The organism is Listeria aquatica, from assembly GCF_014223975.1.
GTDB classification, from domain to species: Bacteria; Bacillota; Bacilli; order Lactobacillales; family Listeriaceae; genus Listeria; species Listeria aquatica.
The window spans coordinates 74,770-98,501 of the sequence record NZ_JAARRM010000003.1 but is presented as its reverse complement, the minus strand read 5'-3'; the positions used below and the strand labels follow the sequence as shown (position 1 = coordinate 98,501).

The window sequence follows — 23,732 nt, the reverse complement described above, 5'->3', positions numbered from 1 at the left end:
TTTGAGCGAATGGAAAAGTAGAGATTCGGGCTCCTTTTCTTTTTACGTAAAAAAAGGTACAATCAATACGAACAAAGTGAATGAAAGTAGGTTAGACATGGAGAATCAAATTAAACCGCTTGATCCAGTTGCGATCGATCTTGGCGGGCTCTCAATCAAATGGTATGGTGTTATTATTGCGATCGGTGTTGTTGTTGCTCTTTTACTTGCCCTCAGAGAGTCTAGCAAGCGCGGGCTAGATAAGGAATTATATATTGATCTTTTGATTTGGGCGATTCCCATCTCGATTATTTGTGCACGAATTTACTATGTGGTATTCCAGTGGGATTTTTATAGAAACAACTTAGGAGAAATTATCAAAATTTGGCACGGTGGCATTGCTATTTATGGAGCATTAATTGGAGCGGTTGCAACGGCCATTGTTTTTGCACGCGTTAAGAAAATTTCATTTTGGCAGTTGGCTGATATAGCTGCGCCAAGTTTGATCATCGCTCAAGCTATCGGGCGTTGGGGCAACTTTATGAATCAAGAGGCGCACGGCGCAGAAACAACGCGAAGTTTCTTAGAAAGTTTGCATTTACCCGACTTTATCATCAATCAAATGTATATCGAGGGTACATATTACCAACCAACCTTTCTGTATGAAAGTCTTTGGAATGTTTTAGGTTTTGTCGTTTTACTCATCTTGCGTCGAACAAAAATCAGGCGTGGTGAGCTCTTCTTGAGTTATGTTATCTGGTACTCTTTCGGTCGGTTCTTTGTCGAAGGGATGCGGACAGATAGTTTAATGTGGGGAGATTTCCGCGTTTCTCAAGTGCTTGCGATACTACTTATTGTCGTTTCTCTTGCAATAATTGCTTACAGACGAATGAAACAAAATCCGCCTTACTATATGGCTGACAAGTTCGGGGACGTACCAAAAAGGAAATAACTTTAATCAGGAAAGGGTGTAGACATGACTAGAGAAATCACAACCCTGCTTTTCGATTTAGATGGGACTTTGATCAATACCAATGAACTCATTATCACTTCTTTTCAAGCGACTTTAAAAGAATTTTTACCTGAAAAAGAATTTTCTCGTGAAGAGATTCTGCCTTTTATTGGCCCGCCGATTTCCGAAACCTTTGGAAATTTGTTGCCAGAACGAGCAGAAGAAATGATCACCTTTTACCGGGCGTTTACAAATGAACATCATGATGAGCTTATTTTGGAATATGACGGCGTTTATGAAGCCATTCGAGCTCTTTATGAAGAAGATTATAAGCTTGCTATCGTCTCAACGAAGATTTATGATACAGTGATGCGTGGCCTTAAAGTAATGGGACTTGATAAATTTTTCCAAGTGGTCATCGGTTTTGATCAAGTGAAAACAGCAAAGCCAGATCCAGAAGGTATTAATATGGCGCTGACACTTTTGAATGCTTCTCAAGAGGAAGCTATTATGATAGGAGATAACTATCATGACATTCTAGCTGGGAAAAATGCTGGTGTAAAAACGGCTGGTGTTGCATGGAGCATTAAAGGTGAGGAAACACTTCTAACCTATGAGCCTGATTATATGTTGCACAAAATGGGAGATTTGCTAAAAATTGTTCACGATGAGGAAAAGTAACGATGCGTCGCTTGAATCGTTTTAAGCCGAGCAGAGAAAAAGAAAATCCGCTATTTCGGGTGTATCAAACAGTCTCCTTTTGGCGAACTTTAAAGAATACACTCGTGATAGAGTTTTGTCGCTATTTCCCGTGGATTTCTGGCAAGCGGAAATTGTACCGAAAACTACTGCGAATGGAAATCGGTGAAAATACGTCCATTGCTTTTAAAGTGACATTTGATTTGTTTTACCCAGAAAAAATTAAAATTGGTCGGAATTCGATCATTGGGTTCCATACGACTATTTTGACCCATGAATACTTGGTTGAAGAATATCGCACGGGAGATGTTCAAATTGGTGATGATACTATGATTGGAGCTAATGTAACGATTCTTCCGGGAGTGCTGATTGGAAACCGAGTAAAAGTGGGCGCTGGAGCGGTTGTGAATCGGGATATTCCAGATGACCATTTGGCATTTGGAAATCCGCTAATTGTACGCCCGCTTGATCTGGAAGATAAAAGGGACTGAAATAAAGAGTATCGTATAAACGTCGCTCTTTATTTCGGTCTTTTTGCCACTTGCGGAACAAAAAATCTGTGATATACTTCAACTAAGAAACGAGGAATGGAGGGGAGAAGTTGAAAAAAAGAGAATCAAGAGACGCGAAAGTGATTCACTTTTTCCCAAATAGTTATTTCTATTTTGAACGGGGGATTGCGGCTTTTCGCGAAGAAAAGATCAAAGAAGCAATCGAATATTTAGAACGAGCACACGAATTAGAACCACGTGAACCCGTGGTGATGTGCCAACTCGCTATTTGCTACACGGAAATAGGGCAATTTCGCAAGTCTAATCAGTTTTTACGCTATATTTTGGAGAATTTGGATGAGAATATGGTGTATTGCTATTATTTTATTGCCAATAATTTTGCTTATATGAAAGATTTTAGGCGTGCACTTCAATATGCTAAGCGGTATCAGGAACTTGACTCGTCTGGTGAGTATAAAGAAGAAGCAGAGGATCTGATTCAGCTTTTACTTGAGGAAACTCCGATCGGCGTAGCGCTTGAAAATAATTTTGCTAAGGCTGAACAGGAGTTTTACCAGTACAAGCGGGAGCTGAATCGTTATTTGGCGGAGGAAGATAGTGCTTCGGCATGTCAGGTGCTTGAGAAGGTGATTGATGAGAAGCCTAATTTTTGGCCAGCCTATAACCAATTGGCGCTGCTTTATTTTGAAGACTTGCGAGAAGAGGAAGGCTTGAAGATTCTATACCGTCTACTTGATCGCTCTCCAGGGAACTTGCTCGGACTGGCGGATCTATTTGTGTACCACTATTTTAAAGCCCATAAGGATGAAGCGGAGGCGCTATACGAGGAGCTAAAGAAAGTGGTTCCGATTCTTACGCATCATAAAGAACGTTTGGCTGTTTTACACGCGATGATGGAAAATTACACGCTGGCGGAGAATTTATTCATGGATATTGTCGACCTTGAAGTGACTGATCGTCCGTGTTTTTATTATTACCGGGCAAAAACATCCTTTTACCTTGGACAGGAGGAAAATGCGCGGGAATACTGGCAACAGTTCTTGAATTGTGATGTTTACGAGCGAGAAACGTTTCCTTTTTCAAGAAAAGGGGAGATGGCTCACGAAGCTCCGCAAATTTTGATGGAACTTTGCAGAGAAGATGTGCTCGATCATTTTATTGGCGTTTATGCACTCTCGATTTCTTCTGTGCGTGCGGAACTGCTCTTGTTTAATCCGCTGTTTGAGATGAGCAATTGGAGCTATCTAGAACATTTAGTATTCACAGATTTCGAATATTTACCGGAAGGCATTTTGGAACGAAATTGCAAATGCTTGATCCAGATTTGGAACAAATTGGGGGATGATATTTTGCCACTTTCTATTTCAAATCTTGCTTTTTATAAAGAAACACTTGCAACAATTTTCCACTTGAGCGAAGCCGAGATGGTGCTTGATGAGGAGCGCTTGATGGGGATTTCCGCTTGTTTTTTAGTTCGTTTTGGTGGGAAAACGGCAAGTGAGGCTACACAAATTTGTGGGGAAGAACCGTTTGAACTTCCTTTTCCGTGACTACGTGAGCAGAAAAATAGACGAAAACAGGTTTTCGTATTAAGCTGTTGATAGATTTAGAACTGGGAACTAGGAGGAATAAAAATGGCAAATGAAGAAAAAATTTATGATGTCATTATTATCGGTGCGGGACCAGCTGGTATGACAGCAGCGCTTTATACGTCTCGGGCAGATTTAGATACACTAATGATTGAACGCGGAGTTCCCGGCGGCCAAATGGTGAATACGGCCGAAGTCGAAAATTATCCCGGCTTTGATAGTATTCTTGGTCCTGAACTATCCGATAAAATGCTGAGCGGTGCTAAACAATTTGGTGCAGAATACGCTTATGGCGACATTAAAGGAATTGAAGATCATAATAGTTATAAACTAGTTACGGCTGGTTCAAAAAGTTACAAGGCGCGTGCTGTAATCATCGCTTCCGGTGCTGAACATAAAAAACTTGGTGTAACAGGCGAAGAAGAGTTATCCGGTCGCGGTGTTTCTTATTGTGCGGTTTGTGACGGGGCTTTCTTCAAAAATCAAGAACTACTAGTTGTTGGTGGCGGTGATTCAGCCGTTGAAGAAGGAACTTATTTAACGCGTTATGCAGATAAAGTAACGGTGATTCATCGTCGCGATAAATTGCGGGCGCAACAAATTTTACAAGATCGCGCATTTAAGAATGACAAAGTGGATTTTATTTGGAATTCCGAAGTTGAAGAAATTCTTGGTGATGGAAAGAAAGTGACAGGGGTTCGCCTTGTTTCTACACAAGATGGCTCAAAACGAGAGGTTCCTGCAGCTGGTGTTTTCATCTATGTTGGACTAGTTCCGCTTACTGAACCTTTCCGTGGCTTAGGTATCACGGATGAAGCGGGCTATGTTGTAACGAATGAAGAAATGGAAACAACGATTCCTGGGATTTTTGCGGCTGGTGATGTGCGAGCGAAAACACTTCGGCAAATCGTTACAGCAACCGGCGACGGTGGTATTGCTGGACAAAATGCACAAAAATTTGTGGAAGAGTTGAAGGAAACTTTGGCGCTTGAAGAAGTGAATAAATAATGGATGTAAAACCCTCACCTTTTGTTAGGTGGGGGTTTTATTTAGCGTAAAATGATTTTGCAAATATTAGAAAAATCCGATAGGATGCTATATCTATGTCGGAAATGTTATGTTAAAATAATTCCATGAAAGTTTTCCAGCTGTATTTTTTAGCAGCAACAAATATTCTGTAGAACTTTTGCCAGTTGGTTTAAAAAATAATGAAAAGGTGGCTTGAAAATGTTTTTTCGTGAACGCTTTGAAGAAATGTCAAAAATTGCACATGATTTGTTCGATCATCCAGAATTAGGATACAAAGAAGTGTACACCAAAAAAGTGGTGGAAGACTTTCTATTGAAGGAAAATCCGGATGCGGAGTTGGAACATTTTAGTGCGACGGGGATTAAGACGTGGCTTTCGACGGATAAGGAAGTGACGATGGCATTTATTGCTGAACTAGATGCGGTTTATGCGCCGACGCATTTTAATGCTGATCCAGAAACAGGGGCGGCTCATAATTGTGGGCATTTTACACAAATTACGACAGCGCTCGCTTTGTATGCCTACTTGGTAAGCTCTAAAGCTTATGAAAAATTTGATTTCAATATCGTTTTTGTATTCGTTCCTGCAGAGGAATTTTTAGACCTTGAGTATCGTGAAAAGTTACGTGCACGAGGAGAAATTACATATTATGGTGGAAAACCAGAAGCGATGAAACTGGGCGTTTTTGACGACATCGACTTTGCGATGTGTGTGCATGCAATCGGTGAAACGTTCGATAAGCCGACGATCGAAATTAATTGTGACTTGGCAGGATTCTTGTATAAGTACTATGATTTTGAAGGAAAAGCTGCGCATGCGGGTTTTGATCCGTTTAGTGGGGTTAATGCCTATAGTATGTCTAATTTATTTAATGTTGCTCTCGGCTTCATGAGGCAACAAATGGACGACACGATGCTCGTGCGCTTTAATCCCATTTTGATGAATTCGAACATGTCAACGAATGTCATCCCGAATAAAGTGCGTGTAGGAACGGATCTTCGTACGAGAACGCTCGATTACATGAAGCAAACAGCGGTGAAGCTTGACAAGGCTGCGCTTGGGAGTGCGATGAGTTTAGGTGGCGAAGTAGACAGTCAAACACAAATGGGGTATTTGCCATTTATTCAAAATCGTTATTTGAATGAATTTGTGAAAAAAGCTTATTTGAAAAATGAGGCTGTGGAAGCGATTATTGAAGACCGTGGTGGTATTGCAGCAGCTGGGGATATTGGTGATTTATCCTTTATGATGCCTTGTATTCAAATCAGCTACGGTGGGTTTACGGGATCTATTCACGGCGATGACTTTAAAATGATTGATGAACCATTTGTGCTTGAAACACTGCCAGGATTTATTGCAGATGTGCTTGAAGAGATGAATGGATCCATTGATCGTAAGGAATTATATAAGCGCAGCTACAAAGAATATGAAGAACAAATCTTGAGTATAATCGAATCATAAAAGGGAGGACCAATGAAAAAGAATTTTATTTATTTGTTAGCGACTGTTTTAGTGATCATTACGATTTCGGAATTAATAGGAATCGTGCCAGTGAAAATGGGGAAAGTAACGATTACGATTCTTCCACTCGTTTTTGCTGTCATAATCGGGATGATTCTCGGCATTCCTTATTTTAGAAAAGGGATTTTAAAACGAATTTATAGCAAGGAAAATGTTGGGTTTTCTGGAAAGTACTTAATTTATATTATGTTGCCGTTAATGGCACGTTACGGGGCAGATGTAGCTCCAAATATCAAAGAAATTTTCAGCATTGGTTGGGTTTTTATCTTCCAAGAGCTTGGAAATTTGGGAACTGTTTTGCTCGGTCTTCCGATCGCGCTAATGCTTGGTCTTCGCCGTGAAGCGATTGGGGCAACACTTGGTCTTGGGCGTGAAGGGGAACTCGCTTATATCTCTGAGAAATATACACTCAATTCGCCAGAAGGCCGTGGTGTTTTGTCGATTTATTTAATTGGGACTCTTTTTGGAGCGATCTTTTTCAGTGTTTTTGCACCGTTCTTACTTTATCTTGGCTTCGATGTACGAGCGCTTGCGATGAGCTCTGGGGTCGGTTCAGCCAGCATGATGACCGCAGCTTCTTCAACTCTTGCAGCTCAAGTTCCTGATCAAAGCAGCACGATTTTATCTTTTGCTGCGGCAAGTCAGCTTTTAACAAGCTTTTTGGGAACTTATACGATGGTCTTTTTGGCGGTTCCGCTACAAAGATTCATGTACCGAGTTTTAACAAGGAAAGGGGAGAAGCAAGGTGTCTAACAAAGCGCTTCAGCATAAATACATTAAATTTGGTTTAGTTTTACTTTTGAGTATTGCTCTAATTTTATTTACACAACAAGTGAAGTTATGGAAAAATCCTGAAGGAACGCCAATTTCAATGAATACGATCATTGGACTCCTTGTTTTATGGGGCTTTTCATTTATTGGGATTCTTGTTTCGGATATTATGAAAAAAGTACCCGTTAATATTTTGAAGAGTTTCCCGGTGCTTGGTTGGGTTTCACTTGTTTCACTTATTTTCTGCTTGTCATCGAACTTCTTCGTTCAAGCGATTGCGGCTGTTGATTTCTTGTCAATTACGACACCGATTTTGGCGTTTGCTGGAATTTCAGTTGCGGATCACTTGATTGATTTATCGAAGACTTCTTGGAAAGTAGCAATTGTTGCGATTTTCGTTTTTATTGGTACTTACCTTGGAAGCGCCATTTTATCGCAACTCGGATTATGGGTAACTGGGAAGTTGTGATTGGAAGAGGAAAAGCTGGAATCGAAGGATTCCAGCTTTTTTTGCTGAGCAAAAGCGAAAGATAAATGACGAATTTGTGAACAAAGTGGCATTCTTAGCGAATTCACATGACGAAGCGCACGATTTGTTGTAAAATGGATATAAATGTAAAAAAGTACGAGGAGGAAATGAGATGAGTATTCTTGTTCTTGGTGGGGCTGGCTACATTGGCTCACACGCAGTAGATCAGTTGATAACGGATAACTATGATGTGGTTATTGTTGATAATTTAAAAACGGGACACCGACAAGCGGTACATGAAAAAGCTACTTTTTATGAGGGGGACATTCGCAACAAAGTGTTCTTGCAAGAGGTATTTCGTAAGGAGAAAATTGACGGGGTGATTCATTTTGCGGCAAGTTCGCTTGTCGGGGAATCGATGGAAATCCCGCTAGACTATTTGAATAATAACGTTTATGGGACGCAAATTTTGCTTGAAGTGATGGAAGAGTTTGGCGTGAAGCATATTGTATTTTCTTCAACAGCTGCTACTTACGGGGAGCCGGAGAAGGTACCGCTTACAGAGGAGATGCGTACGGAGCCGGAAAGTACATACGGCGATTCGAAATTGATGATGGAGAAGATGATGCACTGGTGTGATCTTGCTTATGGAACACGTTATGTGGCGCTACGCTATTTTAATGTAGCAGGAGCGAAAGAAGATGGTTCGATTGGTGAGGATCATAATCCGGAATCTCATCTTGTGCCGATTATTTTGCAAGTGGCTCTTGGACAGCGCGAGAAGTTGATGATTTATGGGGATGATTATCCGACAGAAGACGGGACTTGCATCCGGGATTATGTCCATGTTGTCGATTTAGTGAAAGCTCATATTTTAGCGCTTGAATATCTGAAAAATGGTGGGGAAAGTAATATCTTTAACCTTGGAAGTAATAAGGGATATTCAGTGAAGGAAATGCTTGAAGTTGCGCGTGAAGTAACTGGAAAAGCTATTCCAGATGAAATCGTAGCACGGCGTCCTGGGGATCCAAGTACGCTCATTGCATCAAGCGAGAAGGCAAAACGAGTTTTAGGATGGGAACCGGAGCATACGGATATGCGAGATATTATTGGCGCGGCTTGGAGATGGCATTCGGCGCATCCAAACGGCTATGATGATAAAAATGAAAAGTAAACGAGGGTTTTTGAGAGGAGATTAGTTATGAACTGGCAAGTTGAATATCAGAAATGGCTCGATAATTCGGATTTAGATGAAAAACTTCGAAAAGAATTAGATGAAGAAGCTCAGAACGAAAAAGTTCTTGAAGATAGTTTTTACCGAGATATGGAATTTGGTACAGCCGGCATGCGTGGTGTGCTTGGGCCAGGAACAAACCGGATGAACATTTATACGATTCGAAAGGCATCGGAAGGTTTGGCTCGTTTTGTTGCTGAAAATGGGGAAGATGCGAAGAAACGTGGTGTTGTAATTGCCTATGATCCGCGCTATATGTCACGTGAATTTGCATTTGAAAGTGCAGCTGTTCTCGGGAAACATGGTGTTAAAAGTTATGTGTTTGAGGCGCTCCGCCCGACTCCAGAACTTTCTTTTGCAGTACGCTATTTAAACTGTTTTAGTGGAATTGTGATCACGGCAAGTCACAATCCGCCAGAATATAATGGCTACAAGGTTTACGGAGAAGATGGTGGACAAATGCCTCCTGAAGGTGCAAATGCAGTTACGGAATATATGAATGCTATTCAAGATGTTTTTTCAGTTCAAATTGAAGATTTGGAAATACTGAAAACAAAAGGCTTGTTAGAAGTGATTAGTGAAGAAGTGGATCGTCCATATCTTGATAAACTAAAAGAAGTGATTGTGAATCAAGCGCTTGTTCGTGAAAAGGGAAACGATATTAAGATTGTTTTTACACCGCTTCATGGGACAGGTGGAATTCTAGGTGTGCCAGCGCTTCAAAGTGTTGGGTTTACAAATATTGTGAAAGTAGAAGAACAATTTATTAATGATCCTGATTTTTCAACGGTCAAGTCACCTAATCCAGAAAATCGTGAAGCTTTCCATCTTGCGATCGATTATGGTGAAAAAACGGATGCTGATATTCTCGTTGGAACGGATCCAGATGCTGACAGACTTGGTGTGGCTGTTCGGACGAAGACAGGTGAGTTTGATGTGCTTTCAGGGAATCAAATTGGTGCGTTAATTTTAAACTATTTGTTGAAACAAAAGAAAAAGCAAGGTGAGTTGTCACAAAATGCAGCAGTATTAAAATCTATTGTGACAAGTGATCTTGGCCGAGATATCGCTGAATTTTATGGTGCAGAGATGATTGAAGTTTTAACCGGCTTTAAATTCATTGCGGAACAAATTAAACGCTTTGAAGAAACGGGTTCAAACGAATTTGAATTTGGCTATGAAGAAAGCAATGGTTACATGGTGAAGGCTTTTACACGAGATAAAGATGCCATTCAGGCAGTTCTTGCCATCTCTGAGGTGATGCTCGATGCCAAAGAACGAGGGCTTACGCTGTTTGATGAGTTAGAAGAGCTTTACGAGCAATTTGGCTACTATAAGGATGATCTTGTGTCACTCACATTAAGTGGGAAAGATGGTTCAGAACAAATTAAAGCACTGATGTCACGTTTTCGTGAACAGTTGCCAACAAGTATGGGCAGTGAAAAAATCAGTCGAACGGAAGATTATTTACGCAGTGAGACGACGTATGCCACTGGTGAAACGGCTGCGATTGCACTACCGCGTGCTGATGTTCTGAAATTTTATTTAGAAGATGGTTCTTGGTTCTGTCTTCGTCCATCTGGAACGGAACCGAAAATCAAATTCTATTTCAGCATTAAAGGAAAAACAGCGGAAGAAAGCTTGGATAAATTGACGCGTGTTCGTGATGCGCTTTTAGAGCAAGTGGAAGGATAAGATAAGGAAAGAAGCTTCGGATTTTGGAGCTTCTTTTTCATTCTTTCTTCATCACAATGTGGTACAATAAAAGAATAGCTAAAATGGAAAGGGCGTGGAATTTTGGCTTCTAATCAATTACAATTAGTCATTATTACTGGGATGAGTGGGGCAGGAAAAACGGTTGCCATGCAGTCGTTAGAAGATTTAGGATACTTTTGTGTCGATAATTTGCCGCCTTCGCTTCTTCCTAAATTTTGGGAACTGATGAAAGAATCAGGGAAGATGAATAAAATTGCGCTCGTTATGGATCTTAGGAGCCGCGATTTCTTTGATTCGATTGACTCGGCGCTCGATGATCTTGATAATACATCTTTTATTACAACAAAAATTTTATTTTTAGAAGCGGACGACCAAGTGCTCGTTTCGCGTTATAAAGAATCAAGACGGCATCATCCGCTTGAACCAAATGGATCGGTCCTTGAAGGGATTCGATCTGAACGTGAACTTTTAAGCGACTTGAAAGGCCGTGCGCAACTCGTTATTAATACTTCGCGCTTGTCACCACGCGAATTGCGTGACCGAATTAACCAAGAATTTAAGGCGGAAGACAGAGATATTTTTAACGTCCAAGTGATGTCATTTGGATTTAAATATGGATTGCCGCTTGATGCCGACGTAGTGTTTGATGTTCGCTTCTTGCCAAATCCGCATTACATTGACAAGATGCGTCCTTTAACAGGAAAAGATAAAGAAGTTTATGATTATGTCATGAAATGGCCAGAAACGGAAACGTTTCTTGATAAAACACTTGATTTGCTTAATTTCACGTTGCCGTTTTATAAGCGGGAAGGAAAAACGCAACTTATTGTCGCGATTGGATGTACAGGTGGACAACACCGCTCTGTAGCGCTTACTGAATATATTGGTAAGGCCTTGAAGCCTAAATACGAAACGATTATTTCACACCGTGATATGAAGCGCAGAAAGGAAAGTTAAAATGAGTAGGGATGCAATGCCGAAAGTAGTCGTGATTGGCGGAGGTACAGGAATTCCTGTTGTTTTAAAAGGATTAAAAAAGAAAAAAATTGATCTGACTGCGCTCGTTACGGTTGCTGATGATGGCGGAAGCTCGGGGAAAATTAGACAGCAGATGGACGTTTTGCCGCCTGGGGATATTCGGAATGTCATGATTGCTCTTTCAAACGCGGATCAGCGCTTGACGGATTTGTTTCAGTACCGGTTTACGGTGGACGGTGATCTCTCGGGTCATGTGGTTGGAAATTTAATTTTAACTGCACTTTCACAATTAAACGAAAGTTATGTGGATGCGATTGATGTTTTAGCTAAGGTACTAAGAATTCGTGGGAAAGTGATTCCTGTTACGGATAAACCGCTTATTCTCAAAGCTGAAATGGAAGATGGGGATATTGTTACAGGCGAATCGCTTATTCCACTACAAAAAAAGCCGATCAAACGCGCTTTTATCGAGCCAGAAGATGTGGAACCACTTGAGACGGCGACGCAGGCGATTCGGGAAGCAGATTTGATTGTAATTGGTCCGGGTAGTTTGTATACGAGTATTTTACCGAATTTGCTTGTAAAAGGAATTGCTCAGGCTGTTATAAATTCAAAAGCTGAAAAAGTTTATATAACCAATATTTTAACGCAAATAGGAGAGACCGATTATTTTAGCGATGCGGATCATATTCGTGTGATTCAGGAACATGTCGGCGAGCCGTTTATCACAAAAACATTGATCAACACGGAGAAAGTGCCACATGAGTTGCTATTTCCTGATGAAGTTGCACAAGTCGTACATGACGCTGCAGGAATCAGCAAGTTGGGTGTTGAGGCCATTTATCATGATTTTCTCTCGACCGAGGATGGACTTGTTCGCCATGACGGAGAAAAGGTGGCTACAGCACTTCTAAATTTGCTACCGAATTATAAAGAAAAGGAGTGAGTGAAGTGTCATTTGCTTCAGAAACAAAAAAAGAATTAACGCATTTCGAAGTGACGGATGATGAAGCGAAGCCGGAACTTGCTGCTTTTATCCGCATGAATGGGGCAGTTTCCATTTCAAATGGCGCTCTAGTTGCAGATGTTCAGACTGAAAATGCCGCAACTGCAAGACGGATGTATCAGCTACTGAAAAGGCTTTACGATATTCCGATCGAGCTTTTAGTACGAAGAAAAATGAAATTGAAAAAAAATAATGTTTATATTGTTCGCTTAAAAGTGAAAACACGTGAAATTTTAGAAGATCTGCATATTTTAAAGGATTCTTTCACATTTATTAAAACAATTGACAGAGGCTTTGTGAAAAAAAGAAGTGCGAAGCGGGCCTATCTTCGTGGTGCATTTCTTGCAAGTGGATCAGTAAATAATCCGGAAACTTCTTCGTATCATTTGGAAATTTTTTCGGTTTATTCGGAGCATAATGAAGCGATTTGTGACTTGATGAATCAATTTGGGCTCCATGCACGGACGCTGGAACGAAAAAATGGCTCCATTACGTATTTAAAAGAGGCGGAAAAAATTACAGAGTTTCTTAGTATCATTGGTGCCACTTCTGCACTTTTACATTTCGAAGATGTGCGTATTATGCGAGATATGCGAAATTCAGTAAATCGGTTGGTGAATTGTGAGACGGCTAATTTGAACAAAACGATTAGTGCAGCAGTCCGCCAAATTGAAAATATTAAATTTATTCAAGCGGAAGTGGGGCTAGATGCTCTCCCAGAGCGGTTACGTGAAATTGCTGAACTGCGAGTGACAAATGAAGATGTTTCACTTAAAGAACTCGGGGAAATGATCAGTGCGGGGCCCATTTCAAAATCAGGAATCAATCATAGATTACGCAAGATTGACCAGATAGCTGAGAGAATGCGAAATGGGGAAACGCCATCGCAAGTAGGGCTCCACGTTGTTGAACATTAAAAAATAAGGAAAAGGATGCGAGTTTAATGTCGAAATTATTTTCTAGCTACAAATTACAAGATGTAACACTTAAAAATCGGATTGTAATGTCGCCAATGTGCATGTATTCTGTTGAAAAAGAAGATGGAATTGCAACAGATTTTCATTTAACTCATTACATGTCACGTGCTGCTGGTGGAACAGGTCTTGTTTTTACTGAGGCAACAGCAGTACAAGCCATTGGACGAATTTCAGCAAATGATCTTGGAATTTGGAATGATGAGCAAATCCCGATGCTTAAGCGAATTACTGACGGCATTCACTATCATGATGCAAAAGCAGGCATCCAACTTGCGCATGCAGGTAGGAAATCAGAACTTGAAGGTCGAATTGTTGCACCTTCAGCAATTCCTTTTAGCGAGAAATATGGTACGCCAGAAGAGCTTTCTGGTGAAGAAATTAAGGAATTAGTAGCTGACTTTAAACGAGCAGCTTACAGGGCAGCAGAAGCAGGATTTGATGTTATTGAGATTCATGCTGCACATGGTTACTTGCTTCATGAGTTTCTTTCGCCGCTTACAAATCGGCGTGAAGATACTTATGGCGGTCCAGCAGGGAATCGTTACCGGATTTTAAGTGATATAATTAAAGCGATTCGCGAGGTTTGGGATGGTCCTGTCATTGTCCGGATTTCGGCTGATGATTACGCACATGGCGGCTTAACAGCAACAGATTATATTCCATTTGCAAAATGGATGAAAGCAGATGGAGTAGATCTTATTGATACTTCTAGTGGCGGGTTAGTTCCTGTTGCACCAAAAAGTTATCCTGGCTATCAGGTTCCATTTGCTGAACAAATTCGAGCAGGCGCTGGGATTGCTACTGGAGCAGTGGGACTTATTACGAATGCTGTTCAAGCAGAAGAGATTCTTGGAAATGGACGTGCAGATTTAATTTTTCTTGGACGCGAGTTGCTTCGTAATCCATATTTTGCGAGGGAAGCAGCTATTCAACTTGGCGAGGAAATAGCTGGACCTGTTCAATATAGTCGTGCTTAAAAAGAAAACCCCCTGATGCATTAGCATTGGGGGGTTCTTTTTTAAACAAGTCTTCCTTTTTTATAAACATCTTTTTCACCTTGGACAGCTCGGATATCTTCTAGAGGATTTTCTTTTAGAACAAGGAAATCTGCTAGTTTGCCATCTTCAAGAGTTCCAGTTTCTTGATTAATTTTCAAGAGTTCTGCTGCATTTCTGGAAGATGCTTGAAGGGCTTGAAGTGGTGTAACACCTGCTTGAACCATCAGCTCCATTTCGAAGGCAGCGCTGTTTTCAAAGTCATTATAAGCGGTGCCTGAGTCAGTTCCAAGTGCTAGTTTGACACCTGCCTTTGCAGCTTTTCCGATGCTTTCAAAGTGAGCTTCCGATATTTCTACGGATTTAGCAACCATGAATTCAGGTAGTACATCTGGATGTTGATTGATAGCGTAAGGTGCAATCAATGTTGGAACCACAAAGGTGCCATGTGCAAGAAGCATTTGGATAGCTTCATCATCGAGGTAAACGCCGTGTTCAATGGAGTCTACCCCTGCTCGAATCGCATTTTTGATACCTTCCGTGCCTTGGGCATGCGCACAAGCTGTATAACCTTTGTGATGAGCCTCTTCAACGGCTACGCGCATTTCTTCTTCGCTAAGTTGGACATCGGTTGGCTTTTCACCATCCACACTTACACCACCTGTAGCCATCATTTTGATATTTCTTGCGCCGTTTTTGATATTTCTCCGCGCATTTCTTCTCATTTCATCAGGACCATCTGTTTCAAGTCCAAGTTCAACGCCGTGACCGCCAGTCATGACAAGTGCTGGACCAGAACCAATGATTCCCGGAGCAAATAAATGACCTTCTTTTTCAAGTTGAGAAAGCTTCAAGTCGATATCGAATGAAGAACCACAATCACGAAGGTAGGTAACACCATGTTTTAAAGATTTTTGAATGTTATCTAGGGCGATAAAGGTTCCACGAACAGCCTCAGCTTCTTTACTTGAAACGGTTGAAAGGCCGCCGATTTTGAAGAATGGATCAAGAACCACGTGAGTGTGGCAATTGATTAAGCCAGGCATTACAAAGTGACCGCTTAAGTCTTTTTCGGCGTCGAAGCTGTGGTTTTCAAGATCGAAAAAGAGACGTCCGGTTGATTCGTCAACGCCAAAATCAATTTGTTCAAATTGTTCCCCGTTTCCTGTAAAAACTTGTGCATTTTTGAATTTTGTTTTTGTCATGTTTCATCCTACTTTCTATATAAATTTTATGAAAACTGATGCGATAATAATTGAAGCGATCGAAACGGTAGTGAACCCGCCGACAAGCATCGGAGGAAGCATGTTTTGGGTCAAGTAATCGACTTCATTTGGATCTTTCGACACGTCCTTAATCACGTCGTTAGTTAAGATATAGTCGGCTGGAAAGCCAAGCAGTGAAGTGAGTGCTACGGCAAAACCCATTTCTTTCGAAAGCTTCAAATATTTTGACAATAAAAGTGAAACAAGATACATTCCGATGACACCTAGGACAAGCAAAACGATAATCTCAGGAATGTAGGAGATAAATCCTTTTGGAGTAGAAGTACTGAGCTGCATGAATATGTAAGCAATTAAGCCATAAATTAGCCAATTGAAAACCCCAGCTTTGTGAAGCGCATTTTTTTCTAGGAAACCGAGTTCGCAGAAAATAACGCCGAAAAGTAAACATAAGATATTGAAATTAATAAAATTATGAATTAACTGACTTGTCGCAAAAGCGATTAATGCTACTAGTATAACACGTGCTAAAATAAATGCACCTGTTTTATAGTCGTTTGGCAGTTTTTCAATGAATTTTTTGGGATTTTCCTCATCAATTTCTTCTAAGGAATCTGTTTGACTAATATTACCACTTTGGAAATTAGTTTGTAAACGTCGTGCTTCTTTTTTAAGCATGATTGAAGTGATTGGATAGCCAAAAATACCGTGGAACATAATCATATAGACCGGCAATGTAGCAAGTGAAGTTAAGCCGATTTGGTTTAAACTGTCACTCATTAGGAGGGCCGATACGATTCCACCAACCATGGCGGGAACAGCGGCTAAAACAGTATGAAGATCGAAAATAAAGCTCCCGATCGTAAGCGTCAGCAGAAGTGTTCCACAAACTCCAAGGAGACTAATGGCAACTGCTTTCCACTGTCTTGCAAGTTGTCTTAAATTCATGCTGGTACCTAAGTGGACTAATAGAAGCGGTACGCAAATACTCGCAAAGTTGACGCCGAAACTAGCTTTTTCGACAAGATCTTTCGGAAAAATGGTCCAATAACCAATGATGAAAATAACCGAAGTGATGAAAAGTGACGGGATGAGTGCCTTCGTCCAAGTGGAAACCCACTCACCAACGAAGATAGCGACCATGACCGCCAGGAATGCTGCGATTGTTGCCATAAAATCTCTCCTTTTTATTTAATTTTAGAAGTTATTATACAGCAAATTTTTTAAAAAGAAAGACTAATTTAAAAATATTAAAAAATTTGTGACATTTACAAAAAAGAAGTGATACATAGTCACATAATTGTGCATAAAAACAACCTTGCATCTGTATAAGATGCAAGGTCAAAACGAATAACTTATTTTAAAGCAGCTTTATTAACGACAATATCATCAATTAAGCCGTATTCTTTAGCTTGTTCTGCGGTCATGAAGTTATCACGATCTGTGTCTCGTGCAATGACTTCTAGTGGTTGACCTGTTTTATCAGATAAAATTTGATTCATACGTTCTTTGATTTTCAAAATATGACGAGCAGCAATTTCAATTTCAGTCGCTTGACCTTGAGCGCCACCAAGTGGTTGGTGAATCATAATTTCTGAGTTTGGAAGGGCAAATCGTTTTCCTTTTTCACCAGCTGCAAGAAGGAACGAACCCATTGAAGCTGCCATGCCCATTCCGATTGTTTGAACATCTGCTTTGACGAAATTCATAGTGTCATAAATCGCCATTCCAGCAGAGATGCTTCCACCAGGCGAGTTAATATAAAGGAAAATATCTTTTTCAGGGTCTTGTGCATCAAGAAATAGTAGCTGAGATACAATAGAGTTAGCCACATTGTCATCAATTGGAGAGCCAAGCATGATAATGCGATCTTTTAAAAGGCGAGAATAGATATCATAAGCACGTTCGCCGCGGCTTGTTTGTTCAATAACTGTAGGGATTAAATTCATATCAAGATTCCTCCTGTGAATAACAATAATTTAGAACGAGAGAAAGACTCTCCCTCATGTAATGATTATATCATATAACAAAGGTCAAAGTAGGTCAAATGAAAGGCTTTGAAATTGGAATAAAACTTGTAAAAAGCAGGTTTTTCGGCTATAATAATTAATCGTACGGTAAAAATTGCCCTCGTGGTGCAACGGATAGCACGTGAGATTCCGGTTCTTAAAATGGGGGTTCGATTCCCTCCGAGGGCGTTAGAAACATTTTTAAAAACATCTTATAAACGGTCATAAATCAAGCTGTATCAAGCGTTGAGGCCATCTATAAGATGTTTTTTTATACCTTGCAATGTCTTATTTTACCATTATTTTTGTGGCAGTATAAAAGTAAAGAGGACGATCTTGCTTACGTGGAATTCTGTAAATAATAAGAAACTTGATTGCCTGTATGAAGAAAGAGGTGTTATATAATGTTATTAGGCGAGGCACTTACTATTTGGGACTCTCTTTTTACCCTAGGTGTTTTTTTAGTAATAATTGGCGGTCCTCTAGTCTTAATTATCTGGTTATATAAATTTTTGAGAAAAAGCGAATAAATAATAGTATTTAATTATTATAGATTCTTTATTATTTATGATTTTTTCGCAAAGCGGAGAAAAGGACGGAGTGGAAAGTCTATAAGTATGCATGCCCTTTTGTGGAATAACCAAAAACTAGATTAAACAATAAAGCGCTGAAAAAATGAGTCCCCCTTCCAAAATCGGGGCTTTTATTTTTCTAGGAGATAATTCAGAAGTTTTGGAGTAAAAAAAGAAAGGGTTCTAACTCTTTCTCCAAAAAAATTAAATCAGTAAAGCAAGCTCTTGATTTTTCTTCGCTTATGAGTCACTTGGAAAGTAATGTTTAATTACATGCGAAATAATGGGAACACAGAAAATAATAGGGATTATAATGAGCGGTGTTTTTAATAAAATATACTTATCAACATAACCTGAGATTACAGCTTGATCGACCAATAACCAGTTAATATAGCTTAACAATTGGAGAATGAAAAAAAGGAATAAACCTGTAAAAAATAGTCTTAATGCAGTTTGAACATTCATGATTGCCTAACCCCACTTTTTTTATTTATGCTTATCATAGCAAAAATTCTTATCGTCGTATAGTACATTTGGTGGGATAAGAGAGAGTAATTTTGTATCAATAAATAATAGCTTGTTTTTTAGAAGTTTGAGATTTACTTATAGGGATAAGAGAAATTCGGAATTTAATTAAAAAAGAACCAGCAAAAGGGAAGTTCTGCTAGGAATGAGTACTGCTATTACGAAGCCTTGAGAAGTTCTGCGAGGTTTTAGAGATATGTTATTTCGAATAGTTTGAAATCCTCGTCCTTTCAGGCGAGGTTATTTTTGTGTCTAAAGTATGAAAATTAGAACAAATAAAAATTGAACATTCTTACTAAAGTCCTGAAAAACATAAAATCTATTGATTTTTAGTGATTCGCGATGATAATCAGACATTTTACGACATTTTTGGTTTTTCAGAATACTTTCATGCTATATTTTTTTTGTAACAAAACATAAAACAACGAAAAGAGGAAATTAGCATGAAAGAAAACAAACAAAGTAACGTATTTAAGCTGATTATACCACTGCTAGTATCTACTGTAATATTTACATCATTTGCTCCAACTGCCTTTGCTAGCGATAAAGAAAAAATGGAAAATGATAATACCACTCAAATTCAGAATGGTGAGGATGGTTCTATTATAGATAGCGATTCTTCTAAAGAATTAGAAGAACTAGAAGTGAATATGGAAGTAGATGATGATTTAATTGTTCAAAAATATGATGGATTAGCACGTGCTAAAGTAGTTAAATGGGGAAAATGGAGTTATACTCATATTGCGGTTTTAACAGGAGTAGCTGCAGGTGCCATTAATACGCTGTTTTATATGGGATTAGATGGATCTGTAGGGATGTTTGGAATTCCTGGCTGGGCAATAGGTGGCTTATTGACGGGTGCTCAGTGGACGAAACTTGCTTCTAAACCAGGAAAAGCGGTAGCCAGAAAATGGGACCAAAACAAAAATGGGTGGATCGGTTTTTATAAACGTTGGGGATATGACGGAGCAGGGAGAAGAGTAGCAAGTTCGTATACTACTAAATAAGGGGGAGTATCTTTGTATAGGAAATGGGAAAGGTTTTATAAAAGTTACCCTATTTGGAGTGTTTTGATAGTAGCTATTGTGGCGAGTATAGTGGGGATTACAATTGAATTTATAATAAATGGTGACTTTATAGGATCAGCTATTTATGCAGTAATATTTATTACTGTTATCCAAATAATTATAGTTTTAAATAAAAAAAGAAAGAGAAAGTAAACCTATAGTCTTGACTCTTTTTTCAGTGTTTTTTATAGAGCCCTAAATTGGCTTAGTTTTTACACAGCTAAGCTTTATGATGAAGGTAAGAGGGAATCGGAATTTAATAAAAAAAACCATCAGAATGAAAGTTCTGCTAGGAACTAGTACTGCGATTACGAAGCCTTGAGAAGTTCTCCGAGGTTTTAGAGGTATGTTATTTTGAATGGTTCCAAAATAAAGGATATCGATTAGGTGTCTCGTGATGGTCAATGAAAAAGTAAAATAAGAAAATAAAGCCCCGACAAAAGTCAGGGCTTATTTTTATATGAAAATGAACATAAAGCAAGCAAAACGGTAGATAGTATTCTTATCGATATTTGAGCTAGTAGTTAATCAGTTCTTCTATCCATTGATTTTAACGCTTCCTCAGCAAGCGCCAAGCAGCCCACAATTCCAGCATTATCCTGCAAGGCGCAAGGGACAATGTACTGATCTACTTGCTTAATTGGCAAGTAATTGTTTAGTAGCTCCGTGAACTTGTCTCGTATAAGCGGAAATAAATGTGCTTGTTTCATAACCCCGCCCCCGAAAATAATTTTTTCAGGCGAGAACGAAAGGGTGTAGTTGACACAAGCCTCAGCCAGATAATGAGCTTCCAGTTCCCAAGCAGGATCATCGGCTGCTATATTTTGTGCGGGTTTGCCAGCGCGCGCTTCAATTGCGGGGCCGGCTGCTAGACCCTCTAAGCAATTCTTGTGGTAAGGACAATGGCCATCAAAAGGGTCACTTGCTAATTGATTAATATAGATGTGTCCAATTTCAGGATGCCCTTTCCCTTCTATTACTTTCCCATTTAAAACAACGCCACCGCCAATTCCTGTTCCAACGGTTATGTAGATACAATTTTCATTTCCAGTAGCCGCGCCGTATTTTAATTCACCAAAAGCGGCTGCATTGACATCTGTTGTCCAAAAATAAGGAACATCAAATGTTTGTTTCATCGTGCCAAGAAAATCAAAGTTTTTCCAAGCAAGCTTTGGTGTATTGGTAATGAATCCATATGTAGGAGAATTTGGATCAACATCTATTGGTCCAAATGACCCTATTCCAATAGCTTCGACTTCGTAGTTTTTAAAAAAAGCAATGATCTTAGGTAAGGTTTCTTGTGGCGTACCTGTTGGGATGCTAATGCGTTCCACAATTTGTGTGATGGAGTTTTTCGAAGCTACTGCACAAACTATTTTTGTTCCTCCTGCTTCAATTGCACCTAACATGTCTGTTCTTCCTTCCGCTAGAAGTGAAAAGTCACTTCTTTTTTATTTAATGCTCTTCTTACTACTTATCATAACGACCTTTTTACTAAAAATCAATCCTTTTTACTAAATGACTGGACATTTAAAAATAATGATGATACATTTTAAATGTAATCGATTTCAAAAAATGGGGTGAAGGTATGAATGGATTTATGGATAAGTTGTCGGAGAAGATATTGCCACTTGCGAATGCACTCGGGAAAAATCGTTATTTATCAGTGCTTCGGGATGCTTTCATGTTGGCGTTTCCGCTCACAATGTTTGGTTCTATTGTTGTTGTCATTACAAATTTGCCATTTCTAAGTGATAGCACAAAGACGATGTTAACGGAGCTTTTGGGAAATGGACAAAATGCAACAATGAGTATTATGACGCTTTTTGTGACATTTGGTATTGGCTATTATTTATCTAAATCTTATGATGTAGAGGGGATTTTTGGTGGGGCAGTTTCATTTGCCAGTTTTTTAATCTTGACACCTTTTGTAGCTACTGCGGCAGGTGGGGAGGAAGTCTCCGGGGTTCTTGCCCTCGATCGGCTCGGCGCGAAAGGAATGTTTATCGGCATGATTGCAGCGTTTCTTGCGGCTGAAATTTATTGTCGGGTAACTAAGCGAGGATGGCAAATCAAAATGCCAGAAGGAGTGCCGCCGGCTGTTATGAAGTCATTTTCTGCGCTGATTCCAGCTGTTTTGACTTTGTCTGTTTTTCTCATTATTAATGCAGTCATGACGGGTATCTTCCATGCGAACTTGCATGATGTTGTGTATGAAATCATCCAAAAACCATTAACCGGTCTTGGAAGCAGTTTACCAGCAACTTTATTGGCATTGTTTTTGGTTCAATTCTTATGGTTTTTCGGATTGCATGGTCAAATTATTGTTAACTCGGTCATGGACCCGATTTGGAATACATTGATGCTTGATAATTTAGAAGCTTATCAACACGGACGAGAGCTTCCGCATATCATTACAAAACCATTTATGGAGACTTTTACTGTCGGTTTGGGTGGTTCAGGTATGACTCTTGCCGTAGTTGTATTACTCGCTTTTGTTCTTAAGAAAAAGCAGTACAAGGATATTGGTCGACTCGCACTTGCTCCCGGTATTTTTAACGTCAATGAACCAGTTATTTTTGGCTTGCCGATTGTACTTAATGCGACGATTCTTATCCCGTGGGTGCTCGCACCGCTTGTTGTGACTACTCTTAATTATCTTGTCATGGCTGCAGGAATTGTACCACCGCCTACGGGAGTGTCTGTTCCGTGGACAGTGCCGATCGTCGCAAGTGGTGTACTTGCAACAAACTCTTGGCTTGGCGGAGCTCTTCAAGTTGTCGACTTTTTCATCGTCGCACTCATTTGGTATCCGTTCTTGCGTGCACTTGATCGTCAAAAAGAAAACCCGATTTAAAAATAAAAACAAGGCAAGAACCTGAAAGCGAGGTTTAACTGTCTTGTTTTCTTTTTTAGCTCAAATATTTACTTTTCAATTTTATGAGGTCAGCATTCGTGAGACCGAGTCCATTCTTTAGGAAGCGTTCCATTGAGCCATACTGCTCATTGATTTCCGTGAAGGCAGCATTTAAATAGTTTTCGCGCACATCCATGATAGCTTTCATTCCGTTAATCACTTTGGGATCATCGGTTTGCTTGGAAATTTCCTCGATCGCTGCTTTGTTTTCAGCAGCACGATACTTATTGGAAAGTAAATAATCTTTCATAATCGTTTTCTCGGGAACCCCAAGCGCTGAAAGAACGAGTGCGGTTCCAAATCCGGCTCTATCTTTTCCGGCCGTGCAATGCCATAAAACGGCGCCTTTATCGTTTTTAAGCAAGATATTGAAAAACTCTTTATAGGCCTGTCGAGCATGTTCATCCGTTACAAAACTTTGATTAGCTTGAATTAAAAAGGTTTCAGGATTGTTCATTTTTGATAAGCTAGCTGTTAAATCAGCCATGCTTGTTGAAGCGCCATTGTCTTTCATAATCGAGTCATGTGTATAGCGAACTCCTTGGATAGGTGGATCAGGCTTTTCTTTCAACTCACTATTTGTCCGGAAATCTACAATTTGATGCAGTCGATAAGTGCCTTTTAATTTGCGAATGTCTTCCCCGGTTAACTTGTAAAGTTCTGCTGAACGAATTAGTCTATGCGATTTGATCCTCTTGCCATCAGTGGTTTTGTAGCCTCCTAAGTCGCGGACATTAACGGCGCCATCTAGTTTGATTTGTTCGCCAGCTATCATCTGCGCTGAGGTTATGGTTTTTTCGCTTGTTCTCGCTTTTTTATCTGACTGGCAGCCTGTGAGTAGTAAGCTGGTTCCAACAACTGCAATTCCTGTTACTTTCACCCATTTTTTCATATGTAATCCCTCCTTGTTTTTTAGTATAGTAGGTGAGTTTTAGGCTTTATTGAAGAATGTGTTAACTTCGTGTAAATGGTTCATGAAGTTTTCATTGTTA

General features: G+C 39.8%; 22 protein-coding genes and 1 tRNA gene. 18 read left to right on the top strand and 5 right to left on the bottom strand.

Going from position 1 to position 23,732, the window contains the following annotated elements; all coding sequences use genetic code 11:
- Positions 1 to 97: 97 nt before the first annotated feature.
- The 14 genes from lgt (at position 98) to namA (ending at position 14,409) form a co-directional block, all read left to right on the top strand.
- Positions 98 to 931, top strand: coding sequence for a prolipoprotein diacylglyceryl transferase (gene lgt, locus HB912_RS09130; RefSeq protein WP_185373980.1), 834 nt, complete (start codon positions 98 to 100; stop codon positions 929 to 931).
- A gap of 24 nt (positions 932 to 955) precedes the next feature.
- Positions 956 to 1,612 carry a pyrophosphatase PpaX gene (ppaX, locus tag HB912_RS09125; protein ID WP_185373978.1) on the top strand — a complete coding sequence of 219 codons (657 nt, stop codon included), beginning with the start codon at positions 956 to 958 and terminating at the stop codon, positions 1,610 to 1,612.
- 2 nt (positions 1,613 to 1,614) lie between these two features.
- Positions 1,615 to 2,121: an acyltransferase gene (locus HB912_RS09120; protein ID WP_185373976.1), complete on the top strand. Its 507-nt coding sequence runs from the start codon at positions 1,615 to 1,617 to the stop codon at positions 2,119 to 2,121.
- 110 nt (positions 2,122 to 2,231) lie between these two features.
- Entirely contained in the window at positions 2,232 to 3,692 is a 1,461-nt protein-coding gene (locus HB912_RS09115; protein WP_185373974.1) for a tetratricopeptide repeat protein, read from the top strand.
- Between the two features lie 84 nt (positions 3,693 to 3,776).
- The gene (gene trxB / locus HB912_RS09110) at positions 3,777 to 4,739 is read left to right on the top strand and encodes a thioredoxin-disulfide reductase (RefSeq protein ID WP_185373972.1); all 963 of its coding nucleotides are present in this window, start codon (positions 3,777 to 3,779) and stop codon (positions 4,737 to 4,739) included.
- Between the two features lie 219 nt (positions 4,740 to 4,958).
- Positions 4,959 to 6,221 (top strand): M20/M25/M40 family metallo-hydrolase, encoded by a 1,263-nt coding sequence (locus tag HB912_RS09105; RefSeq protein ID WP_185373970.1) that lies wholly within the window; start codon positions 4,959 to 4,961, stop codon positions 6,219 to 6,221.
- 12 nt (positions 6,222 to 6,233) lie between these two features.
- Complete coding sequence (locus tag HB912_RS09100; protein WP_185373968.1) at positions 6,234 to 7,034, top strand: DUF3100 domain-containing protein; 801 nt, start codon at positions 6,234 to 6,236, stop codon at positions 7,032 to 7,034.
- On the top strand, positions 7,027 to 7,521 hold the full coding sequence (locus HB912_RS09095) for a hypothetical protein (RefSeq protein ID WP_036073103.1): 495 nt from the start codon (positions 7,027 to 7,029) through the stop codon (positions 7,519 to 7,521). The genes HB912_RS09100 and HB912_RS09095 overlap by 8 nt, the downstream gene beginning before the upstream one ends.
- A gap of 172 nt (positions 7,522 to 7,693) precedes the next feature.
- Positions 7,694 to 8,695, top strand: a complete 1,002-nt coding sequence (gene galE, locus HB912_RS09090) for a UDP-glucose 4-epimerase GalE (RefSeq protein ID WP_185373966.1) — start codon at positions 7,694 to 7,696, stop codon at positions 8,693 to 8,695.
- 27 nt (positions 8,696 to 8,722) lie between these two features.
- Positions 8,723 to 10,450: a phospho-sugar mutase gene (locus tag HB912_RS09085; RefSeq protein WP_185373964.1), complete on the top strand. Its 1,728-nt coding sequence runs from the start codon at positions 8,723 to 8,725 to the stop codon at positions 10,448 to 10,450.
- Positions 10,451 to 10,552: 102 nt separating this feature from the next.
- Positions 10,553 to 11,428, top strand: a complete 876-nt coding sequence (gene rapZ / locus HB912_RS09080; RefSeq protein ID WP_185373962.1) for an RNase adapter RapZ — start codon at positions 10,553 to 10,555, stop codon at positions 11,426 to 11,428.
- A gap of 1 nt (position 11,429) precedes the next feature.
- On the top strand, positions 11,430 to 12,395 hold the full coding sequence (locus tag HB912_RS09075) for a YvcK family protein (RefSeq protein WP_185373960.1): 966 nt from the start codon (positions 11,430 to 11,432) through the stop codon (positions 12,393 to 12,395).
- 5 nt (positions 12,396 to 12,400) lie between these two features.
- Entirely contained in the window at positions 12,401 to 13,372 is a 972-nt protein-coding gene (whiA, locus tag HB912_RS09070) for a DNA-binding protein WhiA (RefSeq protein WP_185373958.1), read from the top strand.
- 26 nt (positions 13,373 to 13,398) lie between these two features.
- A complete protein-coding gene (namA, locus tag HB912_RS09065) occupies positions 13,399 to 14,409 on the top strand; it encodes an NADPH dehydrogenase NamA (protein WP_185373956.1) in 1,011 nt (336 codons plus the stop codon).
- A 41-nt stretch (positions 14,410 to 14,450) separates the two neighbouring features.
- Here the strand turns inward: namA and HB912_RS09060 are convergent, their stop codons facing one another.
- The 3 genes from HB912_RS09060 to clpP form a co-directional block, all read right to left on the bottom strand.
- Positions 14,451 to 15,632 carry a metal-dependent hydrolase family protein gene (locus HB912_RS09060; RefSeq protein WP_185373955.1) on the bottom strand — a complete coding sequence of 394 codons (1,182 nt, stop codon included), beginning with the start codon at positions 15,630 to 15,632 and terminating at the stop codon, positions 14,451 to 14,453.
- Between the two features lie 15 nt (positions 15,633 to 15,647).
- Positions 15,648 to 16,823, bottom strand: a complete 1,176-nt coding sequence (locus HB912_RS09055) for a hypothetical protein (RefSeq protein WP_185373953.1) — start codon at positions 16,821 to 16,823, stop codon at positions 15,648 to 15,650.
- 182 nt (positions 16,824 to 17,005) lie between these two features.
- Positions 17,006 to 17,599 (bottom strand): ATP-dependent Clp endopeptidase proteolytic subunit ClpP, encoded by a 594-nt coding sequence (clpP, locus tag HB912_RS09050; protein WP_036073092.1) that lies wholly within the window; start codon positions 17,597 to 17,599, stop codon positions 17,006 to 17,008.
- A 177-nt stretch (positions 17,600 to 17,776) separates the two neighbouring features.
- Here clpP and HB912_RS09045 point away from each other — a divergent pair.
- From HB912_RS09045 to HB912_RS09035, 3 genes are all read left to right on the top strand, one after another.
- A tRNA-Arg gene (locus tag HB912_RS09045) sits at positions 17,777 to 17,848 on the top strand.
- A gap of 1,351 nt (positions 17,849 to 19,199) precedes the next feature.
- Entirely contained in the window at positions 19,200 to 19,763 is a 564-nt protein-coding gene (locus HB912_RS09040) for a hypothetical protein (RefSeq protein WP_185373951.1), read from the top strand.
- A gap of 12 nt (positions 19,764 to 19,775) precedes the next feature.
- Positions 19,776 to 19,976: a hypothetical protein gene (locus HB912_RS09035; protein ID WP_185373949.1), complete on the top strand. Its 201-nt coding sequence runs from the start codon at positions 19,776 to 19,778 to the stop codon at positions 19,974 to 19,976.
- Positions 19,977 to 20,347: 371 nt separating this feature from the next.
- On the opposite strand, the gene HB912_RS09030 is transcribed toward HB912_RS09035, so the two are convergent.
- Positions 20,348 to 21,232, bottom strand: coding sequence for an ROK family protein (locus HB912_RS09030; RefSeq protein ID WP_185373947.1), 885 nt, complete (start codon positions 21,230 to 21,232; stop codon positions 20,348 to 20,350).
- Positions 21,233 to 21,411: 179 nt separating this feature from the next.
- Between HB912_RS09030 and celB the strand changes: the two genes are divergently transcribed.
- Positions 21,412 to 22,680: a PTS cellobiose transporter subunit IIC gene (celB, locus tag HB912_RS09025; RefSeq protein WP_185373945.1), complete on the top strand. Its 1,269-nt coding sequence runs from the start codon at positions 21,412 to 21,414 to the stop codon at positions 22,678 to 22,680.
- A gap of 55 nt (positions 22,681 to 22,735) precedes the next feature.
- Here the strand turns inward: celB and HB912_RS09020 are convergent, their stop codons facing one another.
- Positions 22,736 to 23,632 (bottom strand): tyrosine-protein phosphatase, encoded by an 897-nt coding sequence (locus HB912_RS09020; RefSeq protein ID WP_185373943.1) that lies wholly within the window; start codon positions 23,630 to 23,632, stop codon positions 22,736 to 22,738.
- Positions 23,633 to 23,732: the final 100 nt, after the last annotated feature.